This window comes from Sulfuricurvum sp. MLSB, from assembly GCF_000747095.1.
Taxonomy (GTDB): domain Bacteria; phylum Campylobacterota; class Campylobacteria; order Campylobacterales; family Sulfurimonadaceae; genus Sulfuricurvum.
Genome location: NZ_JQGL01000089.1, coordinates 18,533 through 41,909 on the forward strand (window position 1 = coordinate 18,533; position 23,377 = coordinate 41,909).

Genomic DNA, 23,377 nt, shown 5'->3' on the forward strand with positions numbered 1-23,377 from the left:
TAGATACAGGTAAAAATGGATTTTAAGGCCCTTTTCTCGCAACTCGTTGTTTTTTTCGGAAAGCTTAACCAAGCACAAAAAATTATTATCGGTGCAGCGGTTACGGGAATCGTTGCCTTTTTGATTTTTTTGGTCGTTTATACTTCCGGAGGCTCAAAAGAGTCAAGCGACGGCTATCAGGTCCTCTTTGATCAGTTATCTGCTCAGGATGCGGCTAAAGTGATCGAGCAGCTTGAAAAAGACCAGATTCCCTATCGTGTTCCCCGCGAGAACGTGATCGAGGTTCCTAAAGAAGTTGTGTACAAAGAGCGGATCGCTATCGCGTCGCAGGGAATTCCCAAAGAAGGGCACGTCGGATTCGAGTTGTTTGACAAGCAAGAGTTCGGCGCCACCAGTTTTGATCAGGAAGTCAAGTTTCGACGGGCGCTAGAGGGTGAATTGGCCCGCTCGATCGATTCTCTCTCTCCGGTTGAAAAATCGAGTGTCAGTCTCGCTCTTCCCAAAGAGACGCTGTTCGTTTCCGAAGAGGTTCCCCCTTCCGCATCGGTTATGGTACAGCTGTATCCTGATCGCAAATTGACGGCAAAGCAGATATCGGGCATCAAAAAACTTGTTGCTGCCGCAGTTCCCAAGCTGACACCCGAAAATGTCGCCCTTATCAACTCGGACGGAGAAACGCTCGGGGATGATGAGGCCGCCGCACAGATGGGCGAGCTTTCGCAGATTCAGCAGCAGTACAAAACCAAAGAAGAAAAAAAGCAAGAAGAGAAGATAATTAATGTCCTCTCTCCGTTTATCGGGGGAAAAGACCGGGTCGTCGCCAAAGTGACGATCGAGTATGACTTTTCCGAACAGAGTTCGACATCCGAGACGTTTGACCCTGAAAACGTTGTTCGCAGCGAGCAGACACTCGAAGAAAAACGCGAAGGAGCGGCTCCCGCACAAGTCGGCGGAGTTCCGGGAGCGGTAAGCAACATCGGTCCGGTCGAGGGGCTCAGTAACAACGCGACGGGCGAAAAATACGAAAAAACAAGCGGCACGACGAATTACGAAATTTCCAAAACCGTTTCTACCAAGAAGATGGAATTTGCCCGTATCAAGCGTATTACGGCTGCGGTTGTCGTGGATGGGAAGTATGAACCCGCAAAAGATGCTGCGGGAGAGCCGACCGACGTCATGGAATACGTCGCACTGGATGAAACGCAACTGCAGGCGATTGATGCGCTGGTCAAGCAGTCCATCGGTATTGACGAGCAGCGCGGCGATCAGGTTACGGTACGCAATTTCGAATTTCAGGCCTCCAAAGAAGGGATGCAGCCTAAAGATACGGCATCGAAGACATCCGAGTTTATCGATACCTATCTGAAACCGTTTTTCCCGGTATTCAAATATCTGCTGGTGGCGCTTATTCTGTACGTTGCGTACCGCCAGATCATTATTCCGTTTGCGGAACGGATGCTTGAATTCAGCCGGGAAGAGGAAGAGTTCGAGAAACCTAATCTCGAGATCAGCGATGATGTCGACGAAGACCTGGCCGAGAAGGTACAGCAAATGCGCAAAAAAGTGGAAAATCAGCTCGGCATCGGCGAAAACTTCAATGAAGATGAACTTAAATACGATGTTCTTCTTGAAAAAGTACGTGAAGTTGCCGAGGAACATCCGGATGAATTGGCCAACCTGATTCAGGCGCTGATTGAAGAAGAGTCCACACCTGATAATGCTATGCACAAGCGATAGGAGGGGAATATGACGCTGACACCGCAACAACAAGCTCATTTCGATGAAATGTCGATGGCTGAAAAAGTCTCCGTTTTACTGGTACAGTTGGGTGAAGACGTTACGGCGACCGTTTTTTCGCGGATGAGCGTCGAAGCGATTACCGAAGTTTCGAAATACATTGCCAACAACCGCTCCATCGAAAAAAATCTCGGGGCGGCAGTGTTGGAAGAGTTCTATGCCATCATCCAATCCAACCAGTACCTTAATACCGGGGGGCTTGATTACGCGCGAGAGATTTTGTACAAAGCACTGGGTCCTGATGAAGCGAAAAAAGTTTTGGAACGACTGTCCAAATCGATGCAGAATATCCAGAACTTTGCCTATCTTTCCAAGATCAAGCCGCAACAGCTGGCCGACTTTATTATGACCGAACATCCGCAGACAATCGCGCTGATTTTGGCTCATATGGACGCATCGGCGGCCGCTGAGACCCTCTACATCTTCCCGGATGATCTACGGGCGGAAGTCGCAATGCGGATGGCGAAACTCGGGGATATCTCACCGTCAATTATCAAACGGGTCAGTGCGGTGCTGGAAAGCAAGCTCGAGGCACTTGCAACCTACAAAGTCGAAGTGGGCGGACCGCGTGCCGTTGCCGACGTTTTCAACCGTTTGGGTGCGAAAGCTTCCAAAGCGACGTTGACGCAGATCGAACAGCTCGATCAGGAACTCGCGGCATCGATCAAAGAGATGATGTTTACGTTCGAGGATATCGTCGATCTCGACGGTGCAAGTGTGCGTGAAATCCTTAAATCGGTCGATAAGAACGACCTTATGTTGGCACTTAAAAGTTCGGCCGACGAACTCAAAGAGAAGTTTTATGCGAACATGTCGCAGCGGGCCAAGGACGCATTCGTCGAAGAGATGCAGTTTCTGGGTGCCGTCAAGGTCAAAGAGGTCGAATCCGCACAGCGCAAAGTTGTCGAAGTGGTTCAAAATCTGGCGGAACAAGGTATCTTGCAGCTGGGTGAATCTGAAGAGATGGTGGAGTAAGATAGATGGATGTCGTTATTCCGAACGATCGGTCCGGCGCGCATGCGATCAGCAAATACCAGTTCAAAATTCTCTCATCCCTCTCCGGTTCAAGCGTCGGTGAAGCAAGCGAGGAGATAGCGCGGACGAGCGGCGAAGCGCAAGACGTCGCCGCCCAATCGCAGCCGGGAATGTTTCATTCCTCCAACAAAGACGAGCTGATCGAATCGCTTCTGAAAAAAGCCGATGAGATGAGTTCCAACGTCATCAAAATGCAGATGCGGCTGGAAACGATGCAAGAAGAGCATGTGGCGGCTTTGGACGAGGCCAAAAAAATGGCATACGAAGAGGGCGTCGCAGCCGGAATCGCTCAGGAGAAATCCCAAAGCGGCGAACGGCAGGGACAATCGCAAGATCAGATCGCTGTATCGGTCAAAACACTTGAAAATGCGGCTAAAGAATTTATGACGGCTTTGGATGCGATACAAAAAGAGCTGACCCATACGGCGTTGGACATAGCCAAAGAGGTCATCGGGATCGAAACGCAGGACAACAGTGCGAAGATTGCCGCCAAGCTCTCGAGCGATTTGATCGAGGATCTCAAAGACGCTTCGAAAATGCTCTCTTGCTCATGTCGAGGTTCTTTCCGACCGTGCGATCAGCCCCGGCGGCGTTGTTGCCATCAGCGATGTAGGCAATATCGATTCAGAGATCAAAAAGCGTTATGAGAGACTTAAACGATCGCTTTTGCTTGAATCGTAAAGCCCTTTCCGAATCAATTCTCCTATAATGGATTGAATTTTTACCTATTTTTCAGGACCGATAATTATTATGGACATTAAAAATTTCACGCTACAAGAACTTGAGGCACTTTCCGGGAAGATCCGCGAGCGTATTTTGGAAGTGGTCAGTTCCAACGGCGGCCATTTAAGCTCTACGCTCGGCGCGACCGAAATCATTGTTGCCATGCACAAAGTTTTTGACCCTTCCAAAGACCCGTTTATTTTTGACGTCTCCCATCAGTCGTACGCGCATAAATTGCTCACCGAGCGTTGGGAAGAGTTCGCCACGCTGCGGCAGTTCGGCGGGATCAGCGGGTACACGAAACCTTCCGAATCGCCGAAAGATTATTTCATCGCCGGGCACAGTTCCACGTCGATTTCGCTCGGAGTCGGTGCGGCCAAAGCGATTGCGCTTAAAAACGAGCAGGAGAGTCGGATTCCCGTCGTGGTTATCGGAGACGGCGCGATGTCGGCGGGGATGGCATACGAAGCGATGAACGAACTCGGCGACCGCAAATACCCGATGGTGATTATTCTCAACGATAACGAAATGAGCATCGCCAAACCGATCGGTGCACTCAGCCGCATGCTCAGCTCTGCGATGGCCAGTCCGTTTTATCAGCGGTTTAAGCGAAAAACAGAACAGTTTGTCGACAATTTCGGGGAAGGGGCACACTATATTGCCAAGCGGTTTGAAGAGTCGTTCAAACTCATTACCCCCGGAATCATGTTCGAAGAGATGGGAATCGAGTATATCGGACCTATCGACGGGCATGATCTCAAGTCTCTGATCGAGACGTTTGAAACGGCCAAAGGGATGGGTAAACCCGTCCTTGTACATGTTCAGACGATTAAAGGCAAAGGGTACGAAATCGCGGAGGGGAAACACGAAAAATGGCATGGCGTTTCCCCTTTTGATCTCAAAAGCGGTGCGGCAAGTTCCAAGAGTTCTGCCAAAAGCGCTACGCAAATCTACACTGAAGCGCTTTTGCATGTGGCTGAGCGAAATGATAAAGTTGTCGGTGTTACCGCAGCGATGCCGAGCGGTACGGGGCTAACGCCGTTGATGGAAAAATACCCCGACCGTTTTTGGGATGTGGCGATTGCCGAACAACATGCAGTGACGTCAATGGCGGCACTGGCCAAAGAAGGATTCAAACCGTTTTGCACGATTTATTCGACCTTTATGCAGCGCGGATTTGATCAGGTGGTTCACGACGTGTGCCTGATGGGCCTGCCTGTCGTTTTTGCGATGGATCGTGCGGGAATCGTCGGCGAAGACGGCGAAACCCATCAGGGGGCCTTTGATATCAGCTTTTTGCGTCTGATCCCCAACATGACGTTGTGTGCGCCGAGAGACGAAAAATCGCTTCATCAGATCGTCGCCTATGCCGCCGGATATGATCGTCCCTGCGCCATCCGTTATCCGAGAGGGGCATTTTTGGAGGCGGATTTACCCGAATCGCTCCCTTTCCAGACGGGGAAAGCGCAGCTGCTGGTCGAAAATGACTCGACTGTGTTGTTTATCGGCTACGGCAACGGTGTCGGGCGTGCGGCACAGACAATGGCGTATCTGGACGAAAAGCCTTCCTTGCTCGACCTACGGTTCGTGAAGCCGTTGGATGAGGAGATGCTTTATCGCATGGCGCAGCGCCACAAACAGTGGTACGTTTTTAGCGATTCGGCGCGTATGGGCGGGGTCGGCAGCGCATTGCTCGAATGGCTTTCCGAAGCAAAAATCAGTGATGTCTCGGTCGTGAGTTTCGAATATGACGATGCATTTATCAAACACGGCAACACCCGTCTGGTCGAAGAATCGCTCGGGTTGCTGCCGGAGCAGCTTGCGCGCCGGGTCAGCGGAGAATAATCACTCCGGCGATTCTCCCGGTGTGCTGTTTGTCGGCGCGGTACGAGAAATAGGTATCGCTCTCGCACGACGTACACGCTCCGATCAGTTCGATCTGTTCCTTGGCAATTCCCATTCTCGTCAGCTGTGTCAGCAGAATCGTATTGACATCCAAAAATACTTTTTCATCTTTTGTCCGCAGCGCATCGGCGTACCCTTTTGCTTCAGTTTCCATCGCGATCGCAGGGTTGACTTCGTAACAGCACCCTCCGATGGAGGGTCCCATGCTGACAAAAATGTTTTCGATTCGCGATCCGTAGTTGAAGCACATCGCTTCAATGGTTTTTGGCAGGATGGCGTTTAGCGCACCTGCGCGCCCGGCATGGACGGCGCCGATGGAACGGGTCTGCGGATCGTAGAGAAGTATGGGAGTGCAATCGGCGCTCATCACCATCAGCGCAACACTGGGACGGTCGGTGATCAGGGCGTCGCATTCGGGCGGGGAATCGAAGCCGTATGTCTCATCGACGGCGATGATTCGATCGGAATGGATCTGGCGCATATGAACCAACCGTGCGCGCTCATAGCCGAGTATCCCGGCTAGCCGGTCATGATTGGAGAGGACATCCGCAACAGCATCGCCGACATGGAACGCAAGATTGGCACTCGTATAGGGAGGCTTGGAAACTCCGCCGTGACGCGTTGTAAAGCAGGCAGTAACGCTGTCGGTTGATGACAAAAGAGTAGATGTGATGATTTTCATGAAACGAGTATAACCCGATTCGCTTTTAGGTGGGATTAATCAACTTTCGATTATTCTTCCATTCCACTTTTTTACGTCGGGGCGTAGCGCAGTTTGGCTAGCGCACTACCTTGGGGTGGTAGAGGTCGCCTGTTCGAGTCAGGTCGCTCCGACCATTTTTCCTCTCTTTTAGCATTCACTTACTATACTATCCGCAATATTTTATAAATGATGATTTTTACGTATTGCTTCCGCAATATATTCAAAGGACTTTGAGTGCTGAGACAGATGAAATCGGTACGTTTGGACGGAATGGACATCGACGCCAAACGCCGCGAGCTCAGAGACTATTTCCATCAGAGCTTCGATCTTTTTGAGTCCCTTTTCGAGCTTCTGAAAACGGAAGAGGTTTTTTACCGCCAATCCGAACCTACCCGCCATCCGATGATCTTTTATTTCGGGCATACCGCCGTGTTTTACATCAATAAACTGATTGCGGCGGGGGTGCTGAAAGAACGGATTAACGCCGTATACGAATCGCTGTTCGCCGTCGGGGTCGACGAGATGATGTGGGACGAATCGAGCGAACGTTTTTCGTGGCCTCCGGTCTCGGCGGTGAGAGAATACCGAACGCAAGTTCGGGAGATTGTCGACGCTCTGATTCAAACCCTTCCGATGACGCTGCCGATTACCCAAAACGACCCTTTTTGGGCGATCTGGATGGGGATCGAACATGAGCGCATTCACATCGAAACCTCTAGCGTCTTACACCGCCAGATGCCGCTGGAACTGATCCAATCCCATCGCGATTTCCCCCGTTGCACGACAAGCGGTGCGGCCCCAGAAAATCTTCTCGTCCCCATACAAGGCGGGGATGTTGTGCTGGGAAAAGGACAAAGCGATCACGGGCTGTACGGATGGGACAACGAATACGGGACGCAAAAATTTCCTCTCAAAGATTTTGAAGCGTCGAAGTATCTGGTCAGCAACGCAGAGTATTTGCCATTCGTTCGGGACGGGGGATATACCGATCCGCGCTGGTGGGATGAAGAGGGGCTGAAATTCCTTCGTATCGCTCAGGCAGCGTGTCCTGCATTTTGGATCGATCAGGGAAACGGAACGTATCGGTTACGGACTCTGAGCGATGAGATCGAGCTTCCCATGAATTGGCCGGTGGAGGTTAACGCTCTCGAAGCGCAGGCGTTTTGCCGATGGAAGAGCGTCCGTGAAGGTCAAACCTACCGTTTGCCCTGTGAAGTCGAATGGTATCGGATGGTGCAGGTGTGCGGTATGGAATCGCAGATATACGACGATGCGCGTGCCAATCTGAATCTGGCCCATTTCGCTTCTTCCGTTCCGGTTGATACATTCGCACACGGCGCATTGTACGATGTCGTCGGCAACGTATGGCAATGGACGCAAACGCCGATCAGCGGGTTTGCCGGGTTTTCAACCCATCCGTGGTATGACGATTTCTCCACTCCGACGTTTGACGGTAAACACAATCTGATCAAAGGGGGATCGTGGATTTCGACGGGAAACGAAATCGTCGCATCGTCGCGTTACGCATTCCGCCGCCATTTCTACCAGCATGCGGGGTTCCGGTATGTGCGGGGACAGACGATTCAGGAATCAACGAATGATTCGCTTATCGAGGATCAGGAGATCGCTGCGCTCTGTGATGCGGGGTACGGCGAGGGGAACACGTTCGCCCATCAGGCCGCCGAGGCGATTCGAACGCTGATCGGCAAGAAAGGGAACGTTTTGGAGTTGGGATGCAAAGCAGGGAGGCTGAGTCTGGAACTCTCAGGAGTCTTCGAGAAAGTGACGGGGATCGAGCGATCCGCCCGTTTTATTGCTCCGGCGATTGAATTGCTTCGGGAAGGAAGATGCCGTTACCGCATCGGCGGCGACATCCGCAGTATGACGTTGTCGGCGTTGAATGTTCCCGAAGCGCGTAAGAGGGTAGAGTTTTATCAAGGGGACATGCGCAATCTCAAGCCCCATTTGCTGGGATATGACGGTATTGTCATTAATGCGATAGACGAACCGGTAGAGGATCTCTCGGTTATCCTCGAAGCGATCCGCGGACGGCTGAATGAGAACGGGATTGTGATAGTGTTGGATACGCGCCCGCTTCAAGAAGAGGCGACCGCGTTCGATTACGTCAAACAATCTCAAGCGCAGAGAGGATTTGCGAGCGTATGGCGTTAGATTCTTACAATATTCTCATCGACCGCAGCGGTACCAACGCCGAAAAATATACGTTGCGTAATGCCCTTTTCGGAACCGACACGGTACAGCCGATGTGGGTAGCGGATATGGATATTGCGACTCCCGCGTGTGTTCTGGACGCGGTACGGGAACGTTTGGATCATCCGGTGATCGGGTATGAAATAATGAGCGATGATGCCTATGCGGCGCAGATGAGATGGTTCGAAACGCATCACGGATTCACAATAGAGCGCGAATGGCTGAGCTACTCTCCTTCGGTTGTCGCTTCGATCGGCGTTGCGATACGAGCGCTTAGCGACGAGGGGGATGAGGTCGTCGTGATGGACCCCGTGTACCCGCCGTTTTATGCGATGGTCAAACATAACAACCGCCGCCTTGTTACCCATTCGCTAAAGCAGGACAATGAGGGGATGTATCGTTTTGATATTGAGCTCCTTCGTTCCCAAATAACACCGAAAACCAAACTGTTACTGTTGTGTTCTCCCCATAATCCGGTTGGTCGGGTATGGAGCCGTAAGGAACTAGAATCGCTCGGATCGCTGTGCTGCGAGCACGGTATCCGAATCATCAGTGACGAGATCCATTGCGACCTTGTCTACCAACCGCATTGGCATATTCCTACCGCTTCGCTTTCCGAAGCGGTTCAAAACAATACCGTTATGCTGATCGGTCCGGGTAAGACGTTTAACATGGCGGGGTTTTCGATCTCGACGGTATGTATCCCTTCGCCTGATCTGCGTGCTTTGTACGATGAGGAACGTAAGCGTGTCCACTGGGGAGAGGGCGCGGCATTGTCGCACGTTGCGTTTGAAGCGGCTTACGCTCAGGGAGATGAATGGCACCGTGGTCTGATGGAGCATCTGGGGCGTAACGCCGCGATGATCGACGCGTGGGCAGCGACGCAGAAAAGCATCCTCTATGGCAAGCCCGAAGCGACCTATCTGGCATGGCTCGATTGCCGGGCTTTAACGCTGGGCGATCGCGAACTGCGCGAATTTTTTGTCCGTGAAGCGAGGCTTGGGCTCAGTCCGGGACTGAGCTTCGGCAAAGAGGGATCTGGATTCATGCGGCTTAACTTCGCGGTTCCTTCGTCTATTTTGGAGAACGCGCTCGAAAAGCTGGGGAGAGTACTGCGTGGAGTTTGAAAAAATCGCTGCCTTTATTGAGCAACACCATCTTCTTTCTTTGGCGACAATCGGCCAGCGGCTGTGGTGCTGTTCGATGTTTTATGCCTTTGACCCCGAAGCAGTCGCGTTTATCGTCGCTTCGGACGAATCGACCGAACACATGCGCAATATCAAGGATAATGAGTATGTCGCGGGAACGGTGGCATTGGAGACGAAAACCGTCGGGAAAATACAGGGAATACAGTTTGCCGCACATGTCCGAAAAGCGGATGATGAAGAGAGCCAAAGAGTTTATTTTACACGGTTTCCTTATGCACGGGTCATGAACCCGACGTTGTGGCGAATCGAGCTCGATGAGGTCAAAATGACCGATAACACCCTCGGCTTCGGGAAAAAAATCAGTTGGAAACGCTCCCCTTCGGGGTGAAAAAGGTGCAGGGTTTGCCGCTGGAACTGAGAACGACCTGCGAGGGGATGATTTTGGACTTGAATCCGTACGCTTTGCATCCGTGGGGCTGGTTGGCTTCCCACGTGACGAAATAGTACGCGCATCGGTGGCAATTGATCTTTTGCATGATGAAAGTTTAGCGTATAATTAGCAACATAAAAAAGGAAAATTATGAATAAATTACTTTGTATGCTGGAACTGCAGCAACGCCTTAATGATTCCACCAACGGCACTGGATGGGAAAAGGGGATAACCAAGGACGGAAAACGGATCAACTGGCGGCGTTGCGTCTATATGGAATGCGCCGAAATGATCGATTCGTTTGGATGGAAACACTGGAAAAGCATTGCACAGCCGACCGATTATGCGAATCTACAAATCGAGATCGTGGATGTATGGCATTTCATTATGAGCCTCGTTCTTGAAGACGGCATCTACCGTGAAGGGGAAAATTTCGAGCAAATGGCGCAATGGATGTCCGAAACCGAAGGATACGGCGAAGTATGCCGCGCTAAAGAAGGGGAGTATGCATCGGATGAGGCCCTGATGCTCAAAATCGAGATTTTAATGCGCCATGCGCTCGAACCGGCCATTAACGGCGATTTGCATATTATGACCGATGACTTTTTCAAACTTGCCGAAATGGGAGGGCTGAACCTCGATACCCTGTACCGCCTTTATGTCGGAAAAAATATCCTGAACCAATTCCGTCAGGATCACGGCTATAAAGAGGGGCATTACGTCAAAATATGGAACGGCGAAGAAGACAATGCCGTGATGAAACATTCATGGGAATCACATCCCGATATGACCCCTGATGAGCTGTATGCAGTTTTAAAAGCGGCCTATCCGGCCTGATTCTTATTTCTTTAAATACCCTTATTTCCGGTACAGTTCCGGAAATTCCCCTTTCCAGCGTTTATGGCACCAGAACCAAAATTTGGGATTTGCCCGGATAATGTCTTCCAACGTTTTTACCTGACGCTGCGTCGCATCGAGAATCGATTGCGGATCGTCGCTTTTTACTTCGATGGGCTCTTCGAAACGGATCGTGTAATTCTCGTCGTCATCGGTCAGTATATACAGCGGTATGATCGGGGCGTTGTATTTGTACGAAAGGGTTGCCGGAGTGGAAGAATGGTACGTGCTGTGACCAAAAAGATCGACGGCGACGCCGTGGCGTGCGTTGCTGGCCTGATCGATCATCAGTGAAACGCATTTTTTCTGTTTGAGGGCTCGGGTAAGGTGTTTGAGCGCTCCTTCTTTTTCGATCATCTCCATGCCGTGACGGGTACGGGCTTCGAGAAGATAGGGGTTAAACTCGGGACGGTCGAAACTTTTGTAAATTGCCGTCGTCGGTACGATAAGTTTGGAGAGAGCAGTAGCTCCGATTTCCCAGTTGCCAAAATGGGCGGAGATGAAAATGATCCCCCGACCTTCGGCCAGGAGAGCATCCACTTTTTCCCGGTTTTCAAAGCTCACGCGCTTGGCCAGATCTTCCGCATCGTTTCGGCGGTTTTCCATAACCTGCAAAAAGTTTAGGAGCAGATTGCGGTAACAGTACCGCTCGATTGTCTCCCGTTCGGCTTCGTTCATGGTGCCGCCGAAGGCGAATGCAAGGTTTTGGGCGATTACACGGTTACGCTTGGGGGCCAAACGATGGGCGAGCCATCCAAGGGCAATAAAAAATTCTTTGCGCCATGCACGGGGCAATATCATCAGAAAACGGTCTAATGCCAAAAAGAGGCGGAAACGGATCATAAGAGTTCCTTGGCTTTGGTCACGATCTCTTGCGGATCGATCTGGCGGATCGAAAAATCATTCCGGTCAATTTTAAGAATATTGACAGGGGAGGATGATTTGAGCGCTATGTTTTTGTCGGTCGGATAGATCATCCGTTCGTTCGTCGGGCCGAAAAGGGTGATCGAGGGGCGATTCATCGCCCAGGCCATGTGGGTCGGCCCCGTGTCGTTTCCGATGAGCAGATCGCAGTGGGCAATAAAGTTGACGAGTTCTTTCAGCGACATTCTCGGGGCAATGGCGGCGTTGGGAACGTGCTGTGCTATCCAAAGAGCATCCTGATGCTCCGGCTCGCTTCCCCAGATCAGATAACAGGGAACATCCAGTTTGGCGCATACTTCGGCAAAACGTTCTTTGGGATAGCATTTGCTCGGCCATGATGCCCCGATGACGCAGGCGACGGCTTTGGTGTTTTCAGGGAGGAGAGGGGGTCTGGAACCGGTTGGGAATACCGGGTTCTTATCCTTGATGAGTGCTTCGGAATAGGGGATATTCAATGCATCGGTCACGACTTTGATATTACGGCGGATCACGTTTTCATCGTAGGGGATATGCGAGGTCGTATCGTAAAACCATGCGGCGATCCCTTCTCTGGCGCTGCGGCGGTCGAAACCGTGGACCCGTCCGGGCAGAAGCGATGCGACGACGGCTGATTTGAGAAGTCCCTGCGCGTCAATGATTTGATCGTAGGGAGGACGGTTTTTCAGATTCGTGAGTGTCTGGGTCAGAAGGGTGAAATCTTTGTTTTTTTTGATCCGTTTGATCGGTACGGCGACAGTCTCATTCAGGAGAGGGTGTCCCGCCAATATCGGCGCGAATGCCTCTTCGACGAACCAATCGATCACGGCGTCCGGATAATATCGACGGATAATCTGCAGTATGAGGGCAGTATTGACAATATCGCCCAGCGCGCTCAGCCGGACGATAGCGATTCGAGGATTTGAATTTTTCATAAGCGTAACTATAGCGCAACTAAGTTACAATCCCCCTCAATAAAGGCAGAGAAAAAGGAGAAGGAATGGTTGTCCAGGATATCCAGCAGTTTGCGGAAATTCGCCCGAAAGCAAGGGCCTATTTTTGCTATCTTTTTCATAAAAATCTCCCCAATCATCTCCCTTCCGTCTCGATCGAGTCCATTACCGCCCGTCTGTTGAAAATCAGGGGTGATCTTCAGGGGCTGGAAGCGGCGTATGTCCTCGATGCAAAAGGGAACCAGGTCAGCCCGACATATCTTAAAAGCGGGAAAAAAGAGGAAGATGTCGGAACGAACCGTTCCACTCGTGCCTATTATTATCGCGCCATGCATGAGCGCCGATGCACCATTACCGATCCTTATCCTTCTTTGCTCAACGATGAACTCACCGTGACCGCATCGGAGCCTATTTTTGACGAGCACGGTGAAATTGTGTACGTTGCGTGCATTGACATGCCGTTGGGCGAAGTTCTTAAAATCGCCCATCCTATGGCGCTTGAATCGAATGCCGGACGATTCTTCAGGCTGGCGTATGCCGCTTTTACGGTCGTCCTTTCGCTCGTTGCTTTGTTGCTGTTCGTCAAAGGGATCGAAAGCTTTTTGGCGTACGGGTTCGGCCATTATGACCGGATTGAGATCAAAGATATTTTCGAAGCGACCATTTTGCTGACATTGTCTCTGGCAATATTGGACTTGGTCAAAACCATTTTTGAAGAGGAAGTGTTGGGACGGCCCAAAAGCGATCCCGCCTCCAGCATTCACAAGACGATGGTCCGGTTTTTAGGTTCGATCATCATTGCCCTTTCGATCGAAGCGCTGATGCTCGTCTTTAAATTCGCGATGACGGAACCCGCCATGATCGTGAATGCCGTTTACATCGTCGGCGGCGTAGCGATGCTGCTGGTGGGCCTTGCCGTCTATATCCGTTTTACGAACTTGGGAGAACGCCATTGATAGCTATCGTCGATTACAATATGGGCAATCTTGCCAGTGTCAAAAATGCTTTTGACCTTTTGGGAGAAAAAGTCGTTGTCGAATCCGATCCCGATAAGCTTTCATCGTATGACAAAGTGATTTTGCCCGGTGTCGGAGCTTTCGGCGATGCGATGGAACATTTGCGAAGCCGCGGGATGGATCAGGCGGTCAAAGAGTACGCCCAAAGCGGGAAATACCTTTTGGGGATATGTCTGGGGATGCAGCTGCTGTTTGATTCGAGTGAAGAATTCGGAGTTACCGAAGGGCTGGGGCTGATACCGGGTCGGGTTGTGGCGTTTGACACCAGCCGTTTCCATACGCCGCTCAAAGTCCCTCACATGGGCTGGAACCGGATGTTTACCAAAGCTCATCCCCTTTTCGAAGGGCTGGATGAAGCGCATTATCTTTATTTTGTCCACTCCTATCATGCCCTGTGCTCTAGCGAGGCGGACAGCATCGGCGAGAGCGTATACGGCTACCGTTTTACGAGTGCCGTGGCGCATGCAAACGTCATGGGAATACAGCCTCACCCGGAGAAAAGCCATCAAAACGGCCTGAGTATTCTCAAAAACTTTATCAATCTCTAAAAGGACATACCTGATGACAATTTTTCCGGCGATCGATCTCAAAGACGGCAAAGCGGTCCGTTTGACCAAAGGGGCGATGGACAGCGCCAAAATTTACTCCGATACCCCTTGGGAACTTGTGAAAACCTTCGAGGAAATGGGGGCCGAATGGGTACATCTCGTCGATTTGAACGGCGCGTTTGCAGGGGAACCGAAAAATCTTGAACAGATTCGCGCAATCCGTGAAAACTGCAATGTCAAACTGGAACTCGGAGGGGGGATTCGCGATGAAGCGACGATCCGACGTTATCTTGAGCTGGGAATCGACCGGCTGATTTTAGGGTCCATTGCGGTCAAAGATCCCGAGTTCGTCAAAGAGATGGCATCCAAATATCCGATCGCCGTAGGGATTGATGCAATCGACGGGTACGTCGCCGTTGAAGGATGGGGTGAAGTCAGCTCCATGAAGGCGACGGATCTGGCCCGTGCATTCGCCGATGCGGGGGTCGAAGCCATTATTTGTACCGATGTCGGACGCGACGGTACACTTTCCGGCGTAAATGTCGATTTTACCCTCGAGATTGCCAGAGCATCGGGCATTGCCACGATTGCAAGCGGCGGTGTCCGGGATGAATCCGATATCGAAGCCCTCCTCGCAACGGGAGAGATTGCGGGAGTTATCGTCGGAAAAGCGTTTTATGAGGGGACAATTGACCTCAAACGCTTTTTTTAAACTTTCCGCAAAGATGGATTCGTTATCATTGGGCATTAATTCTGCAAAATTTTGAATCGACAAAAGGACGTACATTGAAATTATTGGTAGTAGATGATAGTTCGACGATGCGCCGTATTATCAAGAATACGCTTTCTCGACTCGGTTATGAAGATGTCTTGGAAGGCGAAGACGGGCTACAGGGATGGGCCGCTCTGAATGAAAATCCTGATATGGGTATGTTGATTACGGACTGGAATATGCCGGAAATGAACGGTCTTGAACTGGTGAAAAAAGTACGTGCAGATGCCCGTTTTACTGATCTTCCGATCATTATGGTCACGACAGAGGGCGGAAAAGCGGAAGTTATTACCGCTCTCAAAGCAGGCGTAAACAATTATATTGTCAAGCCCTTTACGCCGCAGGTTCTGAAAGAAAAACTTGCCGCAGTTCTCGGTACTGAGGGTTAATGCAAGAATTCTATTACATGCTGGTGGTCAAGCCATCATCTCATATCGAGCTTTTCAGCGACTTTTTGGTCGATCTGCTTCCCGTCGGTTTCGAAGAGACCGACGAAGGCTTTATTATACGCAGCGAAGAAAACCTTGAAACCGTGAGCTGGGGGATCGGCCAGTTTGCCGAAGCGCTGCAGCGGGCAACCGGAGAAGTGATCGATGTCGAGCTGATCCTGACCAAAGAGAAAAACGATGATTGGATTGCGCGCTATCAGCAAGCGGTAACCCCCGTTCAAATCGATCCCTTTTACATCCATCCGACATGGGAAGCACCGAAAGAAGGGATGCTGAACATCGCAATCGATCCCGCTCTCGCATTCGGAACGGGGCATCATCCGACGACGGCATCGTGCCTTCGCGCCGTTGCCAAATACGTTAAAGCAGGCGACAGCGTAATGGACGTAGGATGCGGCAGCGGAATTTTGGCCATGGCCGCACTGCTCAAAGGTGCCGTCGTTGACGCGTGCGATACCGATCCGCTCTCCGTTGAAAATGCGCTTGCAAATGCGGAGCAAAACCACCTTTCTTACCGCAGAATATGGGAAGGTCCGGTACAAGAAAGCGATGAAAAGTACAATGTCATTATCGCCAATATCGTCGCCGATGTCTTGGTGTTTATTGCGGGCGACCTGAAAAAACGGTTAGCGAAGGACGGCATTCTGATCCTCTCAGGCATTATGGATAAATATGAAGATAAAGTTTTGCGTTCGTATAAAGCTCTTGAGCTGACCGAGCGTATCGTTGAAAATGAATGGGTTACCCTTGTAATGACCCAAAAAGGAAATGGATAATAATGAGCCAAAACGAGTCGAATCCGAATCCGGATAAAAACGGCAATTTTTTCAATAAAAATCCTCTCATCACGTTTGCTATTTTTTCGATTGTCGTTATTATGCTGTTCAAAGCGTTTATCGGAGACGAAAATGAGCTTGCCGGAAAAATTTCGGGACAAAACGTAACCCGAACACAGGAGATCAGCTACGCCGACCTCAAGCGCCTCATTGCAAACAAAGAGGTCGAGAAAGTCTCTATCGGCCAGACTTTGATTCGTGCGATCGGCAGCGACGGAAACGGTAAAGTAGCGTATACAACCCGTATCGTCGGGCCGGATGCGACGTTAATCCCTCTTTTGGACAAGCAAGGGATCAATTACAACGGCTTCAGCGAGAGCAACTGGTTTACCGACATGTTCGGATGGCTGTTCCCGTTTTTGATCATTATCGCTATCTGGATGTTCTTTGCCGGACGGATGCAGCGAAATATGGGGGGCGGAATTCTCGGCATGGGAACATCCAAACGCCTGATCAATTCTGAAAAGCCCAAAACCAAATTCGATGACGTCGCCGGAGCGCAGGAAGCGAAAGAGGAAGTTCTCGAGATCGTCGATTTCCTCCGCTTTCCCGACCGTTACGTTGAACTCGGTGCGAAAATCCCTAAAGGAGTTCTCCTCGTCGGAAGTCCGGGTACGGGTAAGACGCTGCTGGCCAAAGCGGTCGCGGGGGAAGCGGACGTTCCGTTTTTCTCTGTTTCGGGGTCAAGCTTTATCGAGATGTTCGTCGGTGTCGGTGCCGCCCGCGTGCGTGACTTGTTCGAACAGGCGAAAAAAGACGCTCCGTCGATTATTTTTATCGATGAGATCGATGCGATCGGTAAAAGCCGTGCCGCAGGCGGGATGATGGGTGGAAACGACGAGCGCGAACAAACCCTCAATCAACTGCTGGCGGAAATGGACGGATTCGGTACCGATACGCCGATCATTATCCTCGCCGCCACCAATCGCCCTGAGATCCTTGATCCGGCGTTGCTGCGTCCGGGACGATTTGACCGTCAGGTGCTGGTCGACAAACCCGACTATCAGGGACGTATCGACATTCTCAACGTTCATGTCAAAGGGATCAAAAAAGACGCTGACGTCGATCTCGAGGAGATTGCGCGTCTGACTGCGGGGCTGGCCGGAGCCGATTTGGCCAATATCGTCAACGAAGCGGCTTTGTTGGCCGGACGCAAAAGCCAAAAAACGGTCAAACAGACCGATTTGCGCGAAGCGGTAGAACGCGCTATCGCGGGACTATCGAAAAAGAGCCGCCGGATCGATGAAAAAGAAAAACGGATCGTCGCCTACCACGAAAGCGGACACGCGTTGTTGGCCGAGACGACCAAGGGGGCTAAAAAAGTTTCCAAAGTATCGATCGTCCCGCGCGGACTTGCGGCATTGGGATATACCCTGAATACTCCCGAAGAGAATAAATACCTGATGCAGCGCCACGAGTTGTGGGCCGAGGTGGATGTACTGCTCGGCGGACGGGCGGCCGAGGAAGTTTTCATCGGCGAAATCAGTACCGGCGCGGCCAACGATCTGGAACGCACGACTGACATCATCAAAGCAATGGTACAAATGTACGGCATGAGCGACGTAGCCGGTTTGATGGTTCTTGAAAAACAGCGCAGTACCTTTTTGGGCGGCGGTATGACGCAAGCACGTGAATACAGCGACAAGATGGCCGAAGACATGGATGCGTACATTAAAAACGCCCTGAACGAACGTTATGCTATGGTTAAAGGACGTTTGGAAGAGTACCGAGGGGCTATCGAAAAGATCGTTGAACTTCTGTACGCGAAAGAAAACATTACGGGCGATCAAGTGCGCGATATCATCGAAGCGTATGAGAGTGAAAACAACATTGAGACCAAACTGGAGCCCCGTAAAGAGATACGGGCGAGCGAAACAACCATCATTTCAGAGTAAACAGTTCAAAGGAGCACGACATGAACGTTCAGAATGACACTTTCATCCTCTCAAAACGGGGATGGCTATTGGCCGGCGTAGTCGGTGCTCTTTTTCTTTTCTTTACGATGACGGGACTTCATTTATTCCAGTTTTTGTTCGGTGCGCTGCTTCTGGCGTTGCTGATAATTTTCCGCAACCCCGAACGCAATACGGCCGCGTATGAGCCAGACGCCATTATCAGCAGTGTGGACGGTGTCGTTCTTTCGGTCGAAGAGGTTGTGATCGATGAGCATAAAATGAAAAAGATGACGGTATTGAATTCATTGTGGGACGTATCGATACTCCGCGCTCCGTTTGACGCTACCGTAGAGGGATATAAAATCCGTCACGGCGCATCGCTGCCGCTGTATCACCCGCTTGCGGAGACGTTGAACGAAAAGGCGGTACTGTCATTCCGTTCCGCCAAAGGCGAAGAGGTCTACATCGAACATCTTAGCGAACAGAGCTGTTTCCCTATCGGCATCGATGCGGAAGCGAATCAGAAATTCAAGGAAGGATCACGATACGGCTTTCTGGCAAAAGGGCGAAGCATTGTCTATTTGCCTGAAAATGTCCGTTTATCAGTAAATGCGGGTGCCACTCTTCGTTCCGGCGAAAGCATCGTCGGCTATTTCAACGCTGCGTAAGCGTATTTTCACCCAAAGGCAGGCGATGATACGTAAAGATCCTCCTCCCCCGATTGCCTACCTTCTCCCCAATTTTTTTACCGCAGCATCTATTTTTACCGGGTTTTACGCGATTGCGCTGGCACTGGAAAGTTCCTTTTCCGAAGCCGCGTGGTTCATTTTTCTGGCGTTGATTTTTGACGGTTTGGACGGACGTGTTGCGCGTATGACCAATACGGCCAGCCATTTCGGCGTCGAATTTGATTCCTTAGCCGACATTGTCGCTTTCGGAGTCGCACCCGCATTGTTAATGTACCTGTATATCGGAGAGTCATATGGGCGTATCGGGATTGTTGCCAGCGCACTGTTTATTATTTTCGGGGCGGTTCGTCTGGCACGATTTAATGTGACGACATCGCGCATTGAGCCGAGCGTTTTTATCGGACTGCCGATTCCGACAGCGGCCATTATGATCGCTACGGCGGTGCTGCTTCTCGAACGTTACGAAGAGTACGGGGAACTGAAGTTTTTGATGCTGCCGCTTGGTGCGGCATTGGCTGTCTTGATGGTGAGCAATATCCGCTATCCAAGCTTTAAAAAGATCAGTTTCAAGTCATTTCATCTGCTCAGATTTTTGATCGCGGTGATCGTAGTAGCGATGGGAATATTCGTTTATCCCATCGAGGGGATGGCGCTTATAGCCGCGCTATATCTTCTTTACGGGCCGTTACGGGCCTCATATTACCTTTTGCGGCGCTTTGTTTATAAAGCGTGATATTTGTGCGGTTCATGCGCCAATTTATCGGTGTCGATGGCAAAATCAAAATAGCGTGAGACGAAGCCGTTGTTCCCAAGACGGTTAAGCTGTCCGGCAGCGGCTGCGTTGTTCTGGATCTGCAAATAGAGCATTCCCAACGCGTAGCGGGTTTCCGCGAGAGCCGGATTTGTCAGTTTGGACAGTTCGAGCAAGGCAATGGCGTTTTGATAGTGTTCGGCTCCGATAGAAGCGCATGCACCCAGAAAGAGGGTTTGCCCGTCTTTGATCTTGTGCGTGTCAATAAGCTGATTGTAGAGCGTATAGGCCTCTTCAAACTCACGGTTGTACAGATATGCCTGCGCTAACGCCCCGTTCACGTCTACCGTATCGCCTGCCGTTGTCTGAAGCTGCATTTTCAGCCGTTCGATCATCGGTGTGAGCTGCCCTGTCATGACACTCATCATGATCGCCCGTTCCCGGGTGATCTGCGGGCCGAAATAAAGATCATCGTACCGAAATCGCTGTTGTTTGAGGTAATTGATTGCCGATCCGGCAAACGCTTTGGGCTTTTGTTGCTTGAAATGGGTATCGATGTACATCAGGTGGGGAAGCATATCTCCCGGTTGCATTTTTATCAGCCGTTCGGCAGCTTTTTTCGCTTCATCATCGTCTGCGGTTTCGGAAGCGATCAGTACTTTCAGCCCGAGGTAAAACGGACGTTCTTTGTATTTGTTTCCGACCCATTTTGCGGCACTGGGGAAATTATTGTGTGCAATGTCCAAAACGGCGCGATAGAGCTCAAATTCTTCGTTGACCGGCTCTTTTGAGAGATTTTCTTTGAGGATGGAGGAGAGTTTGGCATTGTGTTTGCCGATCAGGTCCGAGCTCATCAGGGCAAAGATACCGGATAGATAGTTATCGGCATCCAAATGGTAGGAACGGAGAAAATGCTCATACGCTTTAGGAAAATCGCCCAGTTGAGCGTATGTCAGTGCCAGATTATAGTGAAGGATAGAGTGCTTCGGGTTGTTTTTGAGCAAATCGTTCAGTTGACGGTTGGCATCTCTGAGACGGAAATCGAGCGCTTTTTGGATCGCGAGGGCAATGCCGTGGTCGATGACAGAGAGATCGGTACTTTTTTCAAGATACGCTTTGGCCCCCTCGACATCGTCTATGTAGATGTTGGCATTTCCTTTTCGGATGTAATTGATCGTTTGAGCGGCATTGAATATTTTGTACGGCGCAAAATAAAAAACGGTTTGATAGTTTTTGGAGCGGGCGGCATGGCGCTGGCTTCGATAGAAACGCTGAACGTCGTCGGGATTAAAGAGGGACGGTTTCAAAAACACGCGGATCGGATAGGGGGTATAGACCTTGTCAGGATAGGCATGCGTCACGTCTTTGATCAGCGCCGAGGCGTCTTCGTGCATCCCTGTTTTAATGTTGACAAACGCCAACGCCAGTTTTTCCTGTACCGGCTCAGGGTTTTGCATAACCGCATCGGCGAGATATTTTTTGGCCGTCGCAAGATCGCCCGTATTGGCATGTAAAAGCCCTAAAGAGAAGGAATCTTCTTCCTGCAACGGATGCTCAAGGGCATTAATGGCATCCGCATAGTTGCCGTAAAGAGAATCGATTTTAGCGCGCAACTTATTTTGCGTGATCAGGTATTCTTCGGATGTCGGGTGCTTGAGAGCGCTAAGCGCTTCGAGGTAGTGACCCTTATAATAATTGATGAGAGTGTAATAATACGAATAGAGCGGGGACGTGCTCTCTTGCGGCAGATAGGCAGCGGCAAGATCGATGTAGTAGTTGAAGTCTTTTTCCCGTTTTAAATGGAGCGAACACACCGCGGCATTGATGGCACTGACGCATCGGTTTTCGCTGTTGGCAATAGAACGTTTGAAGTTTTCCAGTGCCGTTTTGTAGTTGCCCTCTTTGAGCTGTATGACACCCAGATTGTATTGGGAGATCGCTTCGGAGTAGAGGGCGATTTTTTCGTAGAGTTTCAATGCTTCGGCGGTTTCCCCGTTGGCATAAAGGGTGTTGGCCTTGTTGATCATTTTTTCGAGTTCGCTGGGTTCGATGATCTCTTCTTTGGGTTCGCGGGAGGGTTGGATTGTCTCGGATTCCGACGCGGTTGCTGCCGCTTCATGAGGAGGAAACAGCATCACATAGGTGCCGGTTCCGGCCAGTGCCAACATCAAAAATGCGGCTGCCCCGAGGATAAGGCGTTTCTTTCTGGAATCGTCTTTGGCCGAACCGTTTGTCTGATCCGAAGAGGAGTCCTCAGAACCTGCGGTATCGATTTCTTCGATTATGATGATCTCTTCTTGGGTTTCGGCCATACGATCTCTTTAAATTAGAGGTATTTGTGCAACACTTGCGGGATACGGACGGTGCCGTCTTCCTGCTGGAAATTTTCCATAATGGCTATCATCGTCCGACCGACGGCCAAACTTGAACCGTTTAGGGTATGGGCGAGAAGATTTTTGCCTTCTTCCTTATAGCGAATTTTAGCCCGGCGGGCCTGAAAATCGCGGGTATTGGAGACCGAGCTGATTTCTCGGTACGTGTTTTGGCCCGGCAGCCACACTTCCAGATCGACCGTTTTGGCGGCTCCGAATCCGAGGTCTCCCGTGCAGAGGGTGACAAGGCGGTGGGGGAGTTCGAGCGCTTTGAGCAGATCCGAGGCACACGCGACCATCTGATCAAACACTGCGTCGCTCTGATCGGCGCGGGTAATCGCGACCAGCTCGACTTTGTGGAACTGGTGTTGGCGGATCATTCCGCGTACGTCGCGGCCGCCGCTTCCCGCTTCTTTACGAAAGCACGAAGTATACCCCGTCATTTTCAGCGGCAATTCTGCGGCACTTAAAATTTCGTCCTGATAGAGGTTGGTAAGGGGGACTTCGGCGGTCGGAATCAAGAAGAGCTCTTCGTCTTCGACTTTGAAGAGATCCTCTTCGAATTTGGGAAGCTGACCTGTCCCCTCCAGCGCACGCCGGTTGACTAGGGCCGGAACGCTCACCTCTTCGAATCCGCGTTCGCGGTTGAAATCGAGCATGAAATTAATGAGGGCGCGTTCCAGACGTGCTCCCATGCCGCTTACGACGCTGAAACGGCTTTTGGCGAGTTTGACGCCCCGCTCGAAATCGATCCATCCGTTTTGTTCGGCCAGTTCCCAGTGTTCTTTGGGAGCAAACGAAAAGGTCGGCGGGGTGAGAACTTTTTTGATTTCGATATTGTCGTTTTCATCCGCTCCGTCGGGAACGTTGCTGTCCGGGATATTGGGGACGCGCATAATGATCGCGTCCAATGCTTCTTCGGCAGTGCGCTGGGTTTCAAGGAGATCGGTTAGAGCCGCTTTGTTGGCATCGACTTCGTTTTTCAGATCGTCGGTATTTTTCCCCTCTTTTTTGTACTGGCCGAAGAGCTTGCTCAATTCGTTTTGTTTGGCCTGTGCGTTTTCATAGGCGGTTTTGGCACTTTTGAGGGTTTCAAAGGCGGTTTTGAGCTCATGAATCGTCTCAACCGAGACTTTTTTGCGCATCAATGCGGCGGCGGTTTCGTCAAAATTGTTTTGGAGAAGTTTTACATCGATCATAAAAGGTTGTTCCTGCAATTATAATAGTGATCGATTATAGCCTAAAGCGGCTGAAATTAGCTCAAAATCGCCTTGGCGAGTTCAAACTGATTGGCCGTCATGATGTGGATTTTCGGATGGAGCGCTTTGAGCTCTTCGAAAAGATTTT

Annotated in this window: 22 protein-coding genes, 1 tRNA gene and 1 pseudogene; 18 read left to right on the top strand and 6 right to left on the bottom strand. The window is 50.8% G+C overall.

Going from position 1 to position 23,377, the window contains the following annotated elements:
- Nucleotides 1-15 precede the first annotated feature (15 nt).
- The 5 genes and pseudogenes from fliF (at nucleotide 16) to dxs (ending at nucleotide 5,400) form a co-directional block, all read left to right on the top strand.
- On the top strand, nucleotides 16-1,737 hold the full coding sequence (fliF, locus tag JU82_RS06745; RefSeq protein WP_037948476.1) for a flagellar basal-body MS-ring/collar protein FliF: 1,722 nt from the start codon (nucleotides 16-18) through the stop codon (nucleotides 1,735-1,737).
- Between the two features lie 9 nt (nucleotides 1,738-1,746).
- Nucleotides 1,747-2,772 carry a flagellar motor switch protein FliG gene (gene fliG, locus JU82_RS06750; protein WP_037948479.1) on the top strand — a complete coding sequence of 342 codons (1,026 nt, stop codon included), beginning with the start codon at nucleotides 1,747-1,749 and terminating at the stop codon, nucleotides 2,770-2,772.
- 314 nt (nucleotides 2,773-3,086) lie between these two features.
- Nucleotides 3,087-3,353, top strand: a pseudogene (locus tag JU82_RS12220) (FliH/SctL family protein); the annotation flags it as partial.
- Between the two features lie 55 nt (nucleotides 3,354-3,408).
- Nucleotides 3,409-3,513, top strand: a complete 105-nt coding sequence (locus tag JU82_RS12225) for a hypothetical protein (protein ID WP_366921370.1) — start codon at nucleotides 3,409-3,411, stop codon at nucleotides 3,511-3,513.
- A gap of 69 nt (nucleotides 3,514-3,582) precedes the next feature.
- Nucleotides 3,583-5,400: a 1-deoxy-D-xylulose-5-phosphate synthase gene (gene dxs / locus JU82_RS06760; RefSeq protein ID WP_037948482.1), complete on the top strand. Its 1,818-nt coding sequence runs from the start codon at nucleotides 3,583-3,585 to the stop codon at nucleotides 5,398-5,400.
- On the opposite strand, the gene pgeF is transcribed toward dxs, so the two are convergent.
- Complete coding sequence (gene pgeF / locus JU82_RS06765) at nucleotides 5,387-6,142, bottom strand: peptidoglycan editing factor PgeF (protein WP_037948485.1); 756 nt, start codon at nucleotides 6,140-6,142, stop codon at nucleotides 5,387-5,389. The two genes, dxs and pgeF, sit on opposite strands and share 14 nt — an antisense overlap.
- A 77-nt stretch (nucleotides 6,143-6,219) precedes the next feature.
- Here pgeF and JU82_RS06770 point away from each other — a divergent pair.
- From JU82_RS06770 to JU82_RS06785, 4 genes are all read left to right on the top strand, one after another.
- A tRNA-Pro gene (locus JU82_RS06770) sits at nucleotides 6,220-6,297 on the top strand.
- Between the two features lie 100 nt (nucleotides 6,298-6,397).
- Nucleotides 6,398-8,335 (top strand): 5-histidylcysteine sulfoxide synthase, encoded by a 1,938-nt coding sequence (gene ovoA, locus JU82_RS06775; RefSeq protein WP_294892436.1) that lies wholly within the window; start codon nucleotides 6,398-6,400, stop codon nucleotides 8,333-8,335.
- Nucleotides 8,326-9,501 carry a PatB family C-S lyase gene (locus tag JU82_RS06780; RefSeq protein WP_294892438.1) on the top strand — a complete coding sequence of 392 codons (1,176 nt, stop codon included), beginning with the start codon at nucleotides 8,326-8,328 and terminating at the stop codon, nucleotides 9,499-9,501. Before ovoA ends, JU82_RS06780 begins: the two co-directional genes overlap by 10 nt.
- The gene (locus JU82_RS06785; RefSeq protein WP_037948488.1) at nucleotides 9,491-9,910 is read left to right on the top strand and encodes a pyridoxamine 5'-phosphate oxidase family protein; all 420 of its coding nucleotides are present in this window, start codon (nucleotides 9,491-9,493) and stop codon (nucleotides 9,908-9,910) included. Before JU82_RS06780 ends, JU82_RS06785 begins: the two co-directional genes overlap by 11 nt.
- On the opposite strand, the gene JU82_RS11895 is transcribed toward JU82_RS06785, so the two are convergent.
- Nucleotides 9,882-10,058 carry a uracil-DNA glycosylase gene (locus JU82_RS11895; protein WP_294892440.1) on the bottom strand — a complete coding sequence of 59 codons (177 nt, stop codon included), beginning with the start codon at nucleotides 10,056-10,058 and terminating at the stop codon, nucleotides 9,882-9,884. The genes JU82_RS06785 and JU82_RS11895 overlap by 29 nt on opposite strands.
- A gap of 44 nt (nucleotides 10,059-10,102) precedes the next feature.
- Between JU82_RS11895 and JU82_RS06790 the strand changes: the two genes are divergently transcribed.
- Nucleotides 10,103-10,789, top strand: a complete 687-nt coding sequence (locus JU82_RS06790; protein WP_037948491.1) for a dUTP diphosphatase — start codon at nucleotides 10,103-10,105, stop codon at nucleotides 10,787-10,789.
- A 21-nt stretch (nucleotides 10,790-10,810) separates the two neighbouring features.
- On the opposite strand, the gene JU82_RS06795 is transcribed toward JU82_RS06790, so the two are convergent.
- Together JU82_RS06795 and waaC are read right to left on the bottom strand one after the other, a co-directional pair.
- Nucleotides 10,811-11,692 carry a lipid A biosynthesis lauroyl acyltransferase gene (locus JU82_RS06795; protein ID WP_037948494.1) on the bottom strand — a complete coding sequence of 294 codons (882 nt, stop codon included), beginning with the start codon at nucleotides 11,690-11,692 and terminating at the stop codon, nucleotides 10,811-10,813.
- Nucleotides 11,689-12,684, bottom strand: a complete 996-nt coding sequence (gene waaC, locus JU82_RS06800) for a lipopolysaccharide heptosyltransferase I (protein WP_037948497.1) — start codon at nucleotides 12,682-12,684, stop codon at nucleotides 11,689-11,691. The genes JU82_RS06795 and waaC overlap by 4 nt, the downstream gene beginning before the upstream one ends.
- Before the next feature lie 65 nt (nucleotides 12,685-12,749).
- Here waaC and JU82_RS06805 point away from each other — a divergent pair, with 65 nt between their 5' ends.
- From JU82_RS06805 to pssA, 8 genes are all read left to right on the top strand, one after another.
- A complete protein-coding gene (locus JU82_RS06805; protein ID WP_037948501.1) occupies nucleotides 12,750-13,658 on the top strand; it encodes a PDC sensor domain-containing protein in 909 nt (302 codons plus the stop codon).
- On the top strand, nucleotides 13,655-14,266 hold the full coding sequence (gene hisH, locus JU82_RS06810; protein ID WP_037948504.1) for an imidazole glycerol phosphate synthase subunit HisH: 612 nt from the start codon (nucleotides 13,655-13,657) through the stop codon (nucleotides 14,264-14,266). The genes JU82_RS06805 and hisH overlap by 4 nt, the downstream gene beginning before the upstream one ends.
- Nucleotides 14,267-14,279: 13 nt before the next feature.
- A complete protein-coding gene (hisA, locus tag JU82_RS06815) occupies nucleotides 14,280-14,978 on the top strand; it encodes a 1-(5-phosphoribosyl)-5-[(5-phosphoribosylamino)methylideneamino]imidazole-4-carboxamide isomerase (RefSeq protein ID WP_037948507.1) in 699 nt (232 codons plus the stop codon).
- A 74-nt stretch (nucleotides 14,979-15,052) separates the two neighbouring features.
- On the top strand, nucleotides 15,053-15,427 hold the full coding sequence (locus JU82_RS06820) for a chemotaxis response regulator CheY (RefSeq protein WP_037948510.1): 375 nt from the start codon (nucleotides 15,053-15,055) through the stop codon (nucleotides 15,425-15,427).
- The gene (locus JU82_RS06825; RefSeq protein WP_037948513.1) at nucleotides 15,427-16,263 is read left to right on the top strand and encodes a 50S ribosomal protein L11 methyltransferase; all 837 of its coding nucleotides are present in this window, start codon (nucleotides 15,427-15,429) and stop codon (nucleotides 16,261-16,263) included. The genes JU82_RS06820 and JU82_RS06825 overlap by 1 nt, the downstream gene beginning before the upstream one ends.
- Before the next feature lie 2 nt (nucleotides 16,264-16,265).
- Nucleotides 16,266-18,218, top strand: a complete 1,953-nt coding sequence (gene ftsH, locus JU82_RS06830) for an ATP-dependent zinc metalloprotease FtsH (protein WP_037948516.1) — start codon at nucleotides 16,266-16,268, stop codon at nucleotides 18,216-18,218.
- 20 nt (nucleotides 18,219-18,238) lie between these two features.
- Complete coding sequence (locus JU82_RS06835) at nucleotides 18,239-18,886, top strand: phosphatidylserine decarboxylase (RefSeq protein WP_037948519.1); 648 nt, start codon at nucleotides 18,239-18,241, stop codon at nucleotides 18,884-18,886.
- Between the two features lie 25 nt (nucleotides 18,887-18,911).
- Nucleotides 18,912-19,640, top strand: a complete 729-nt coding sequence (gene pssA / locus JU82_RS06840) for a CDP-diacylglycerol--serine O-phosphatidyltransferase (protein WP_037948521.1) — start codon at nucleotides 18,912-18,914, stop codon at nucleotides 19,638-19,640.
- Here pssA and JU82_RS06845 read toward each other — a convergent pair.
- Together JU82_RS06845 and serS are read right to left on the bottom strand one after the other, a co-directional pair.
- Entirely contained in the window at nucleotides 19,628-21,970 is a 2,343-nt protein-coding gene (locus tag JU82_RS06845) for a tetratricopeptide repeat protein (RefSeq protein ID WP_037948524.1), read from the bottom strand. The genes pssA and JU82_RS06845 overlap by 13 nt on opposite strands.
- Nucleotides 21,971-21,984: 14 nt before the next feature.
- On the bottom strand, nucleotides 21,985-23,229 hold the full coding sequence (gene serS, locus JU82_RS06850; protein WP_037948527.1) for a serine--tRNA ligase: 1,245 nt from the start codon (nucleotides 23,227-23,229) through the stop codon (nucleotides 21,985-21,987).
- Nucleotides 23,230-23,377: the final 148 nt, after the last annotated feature.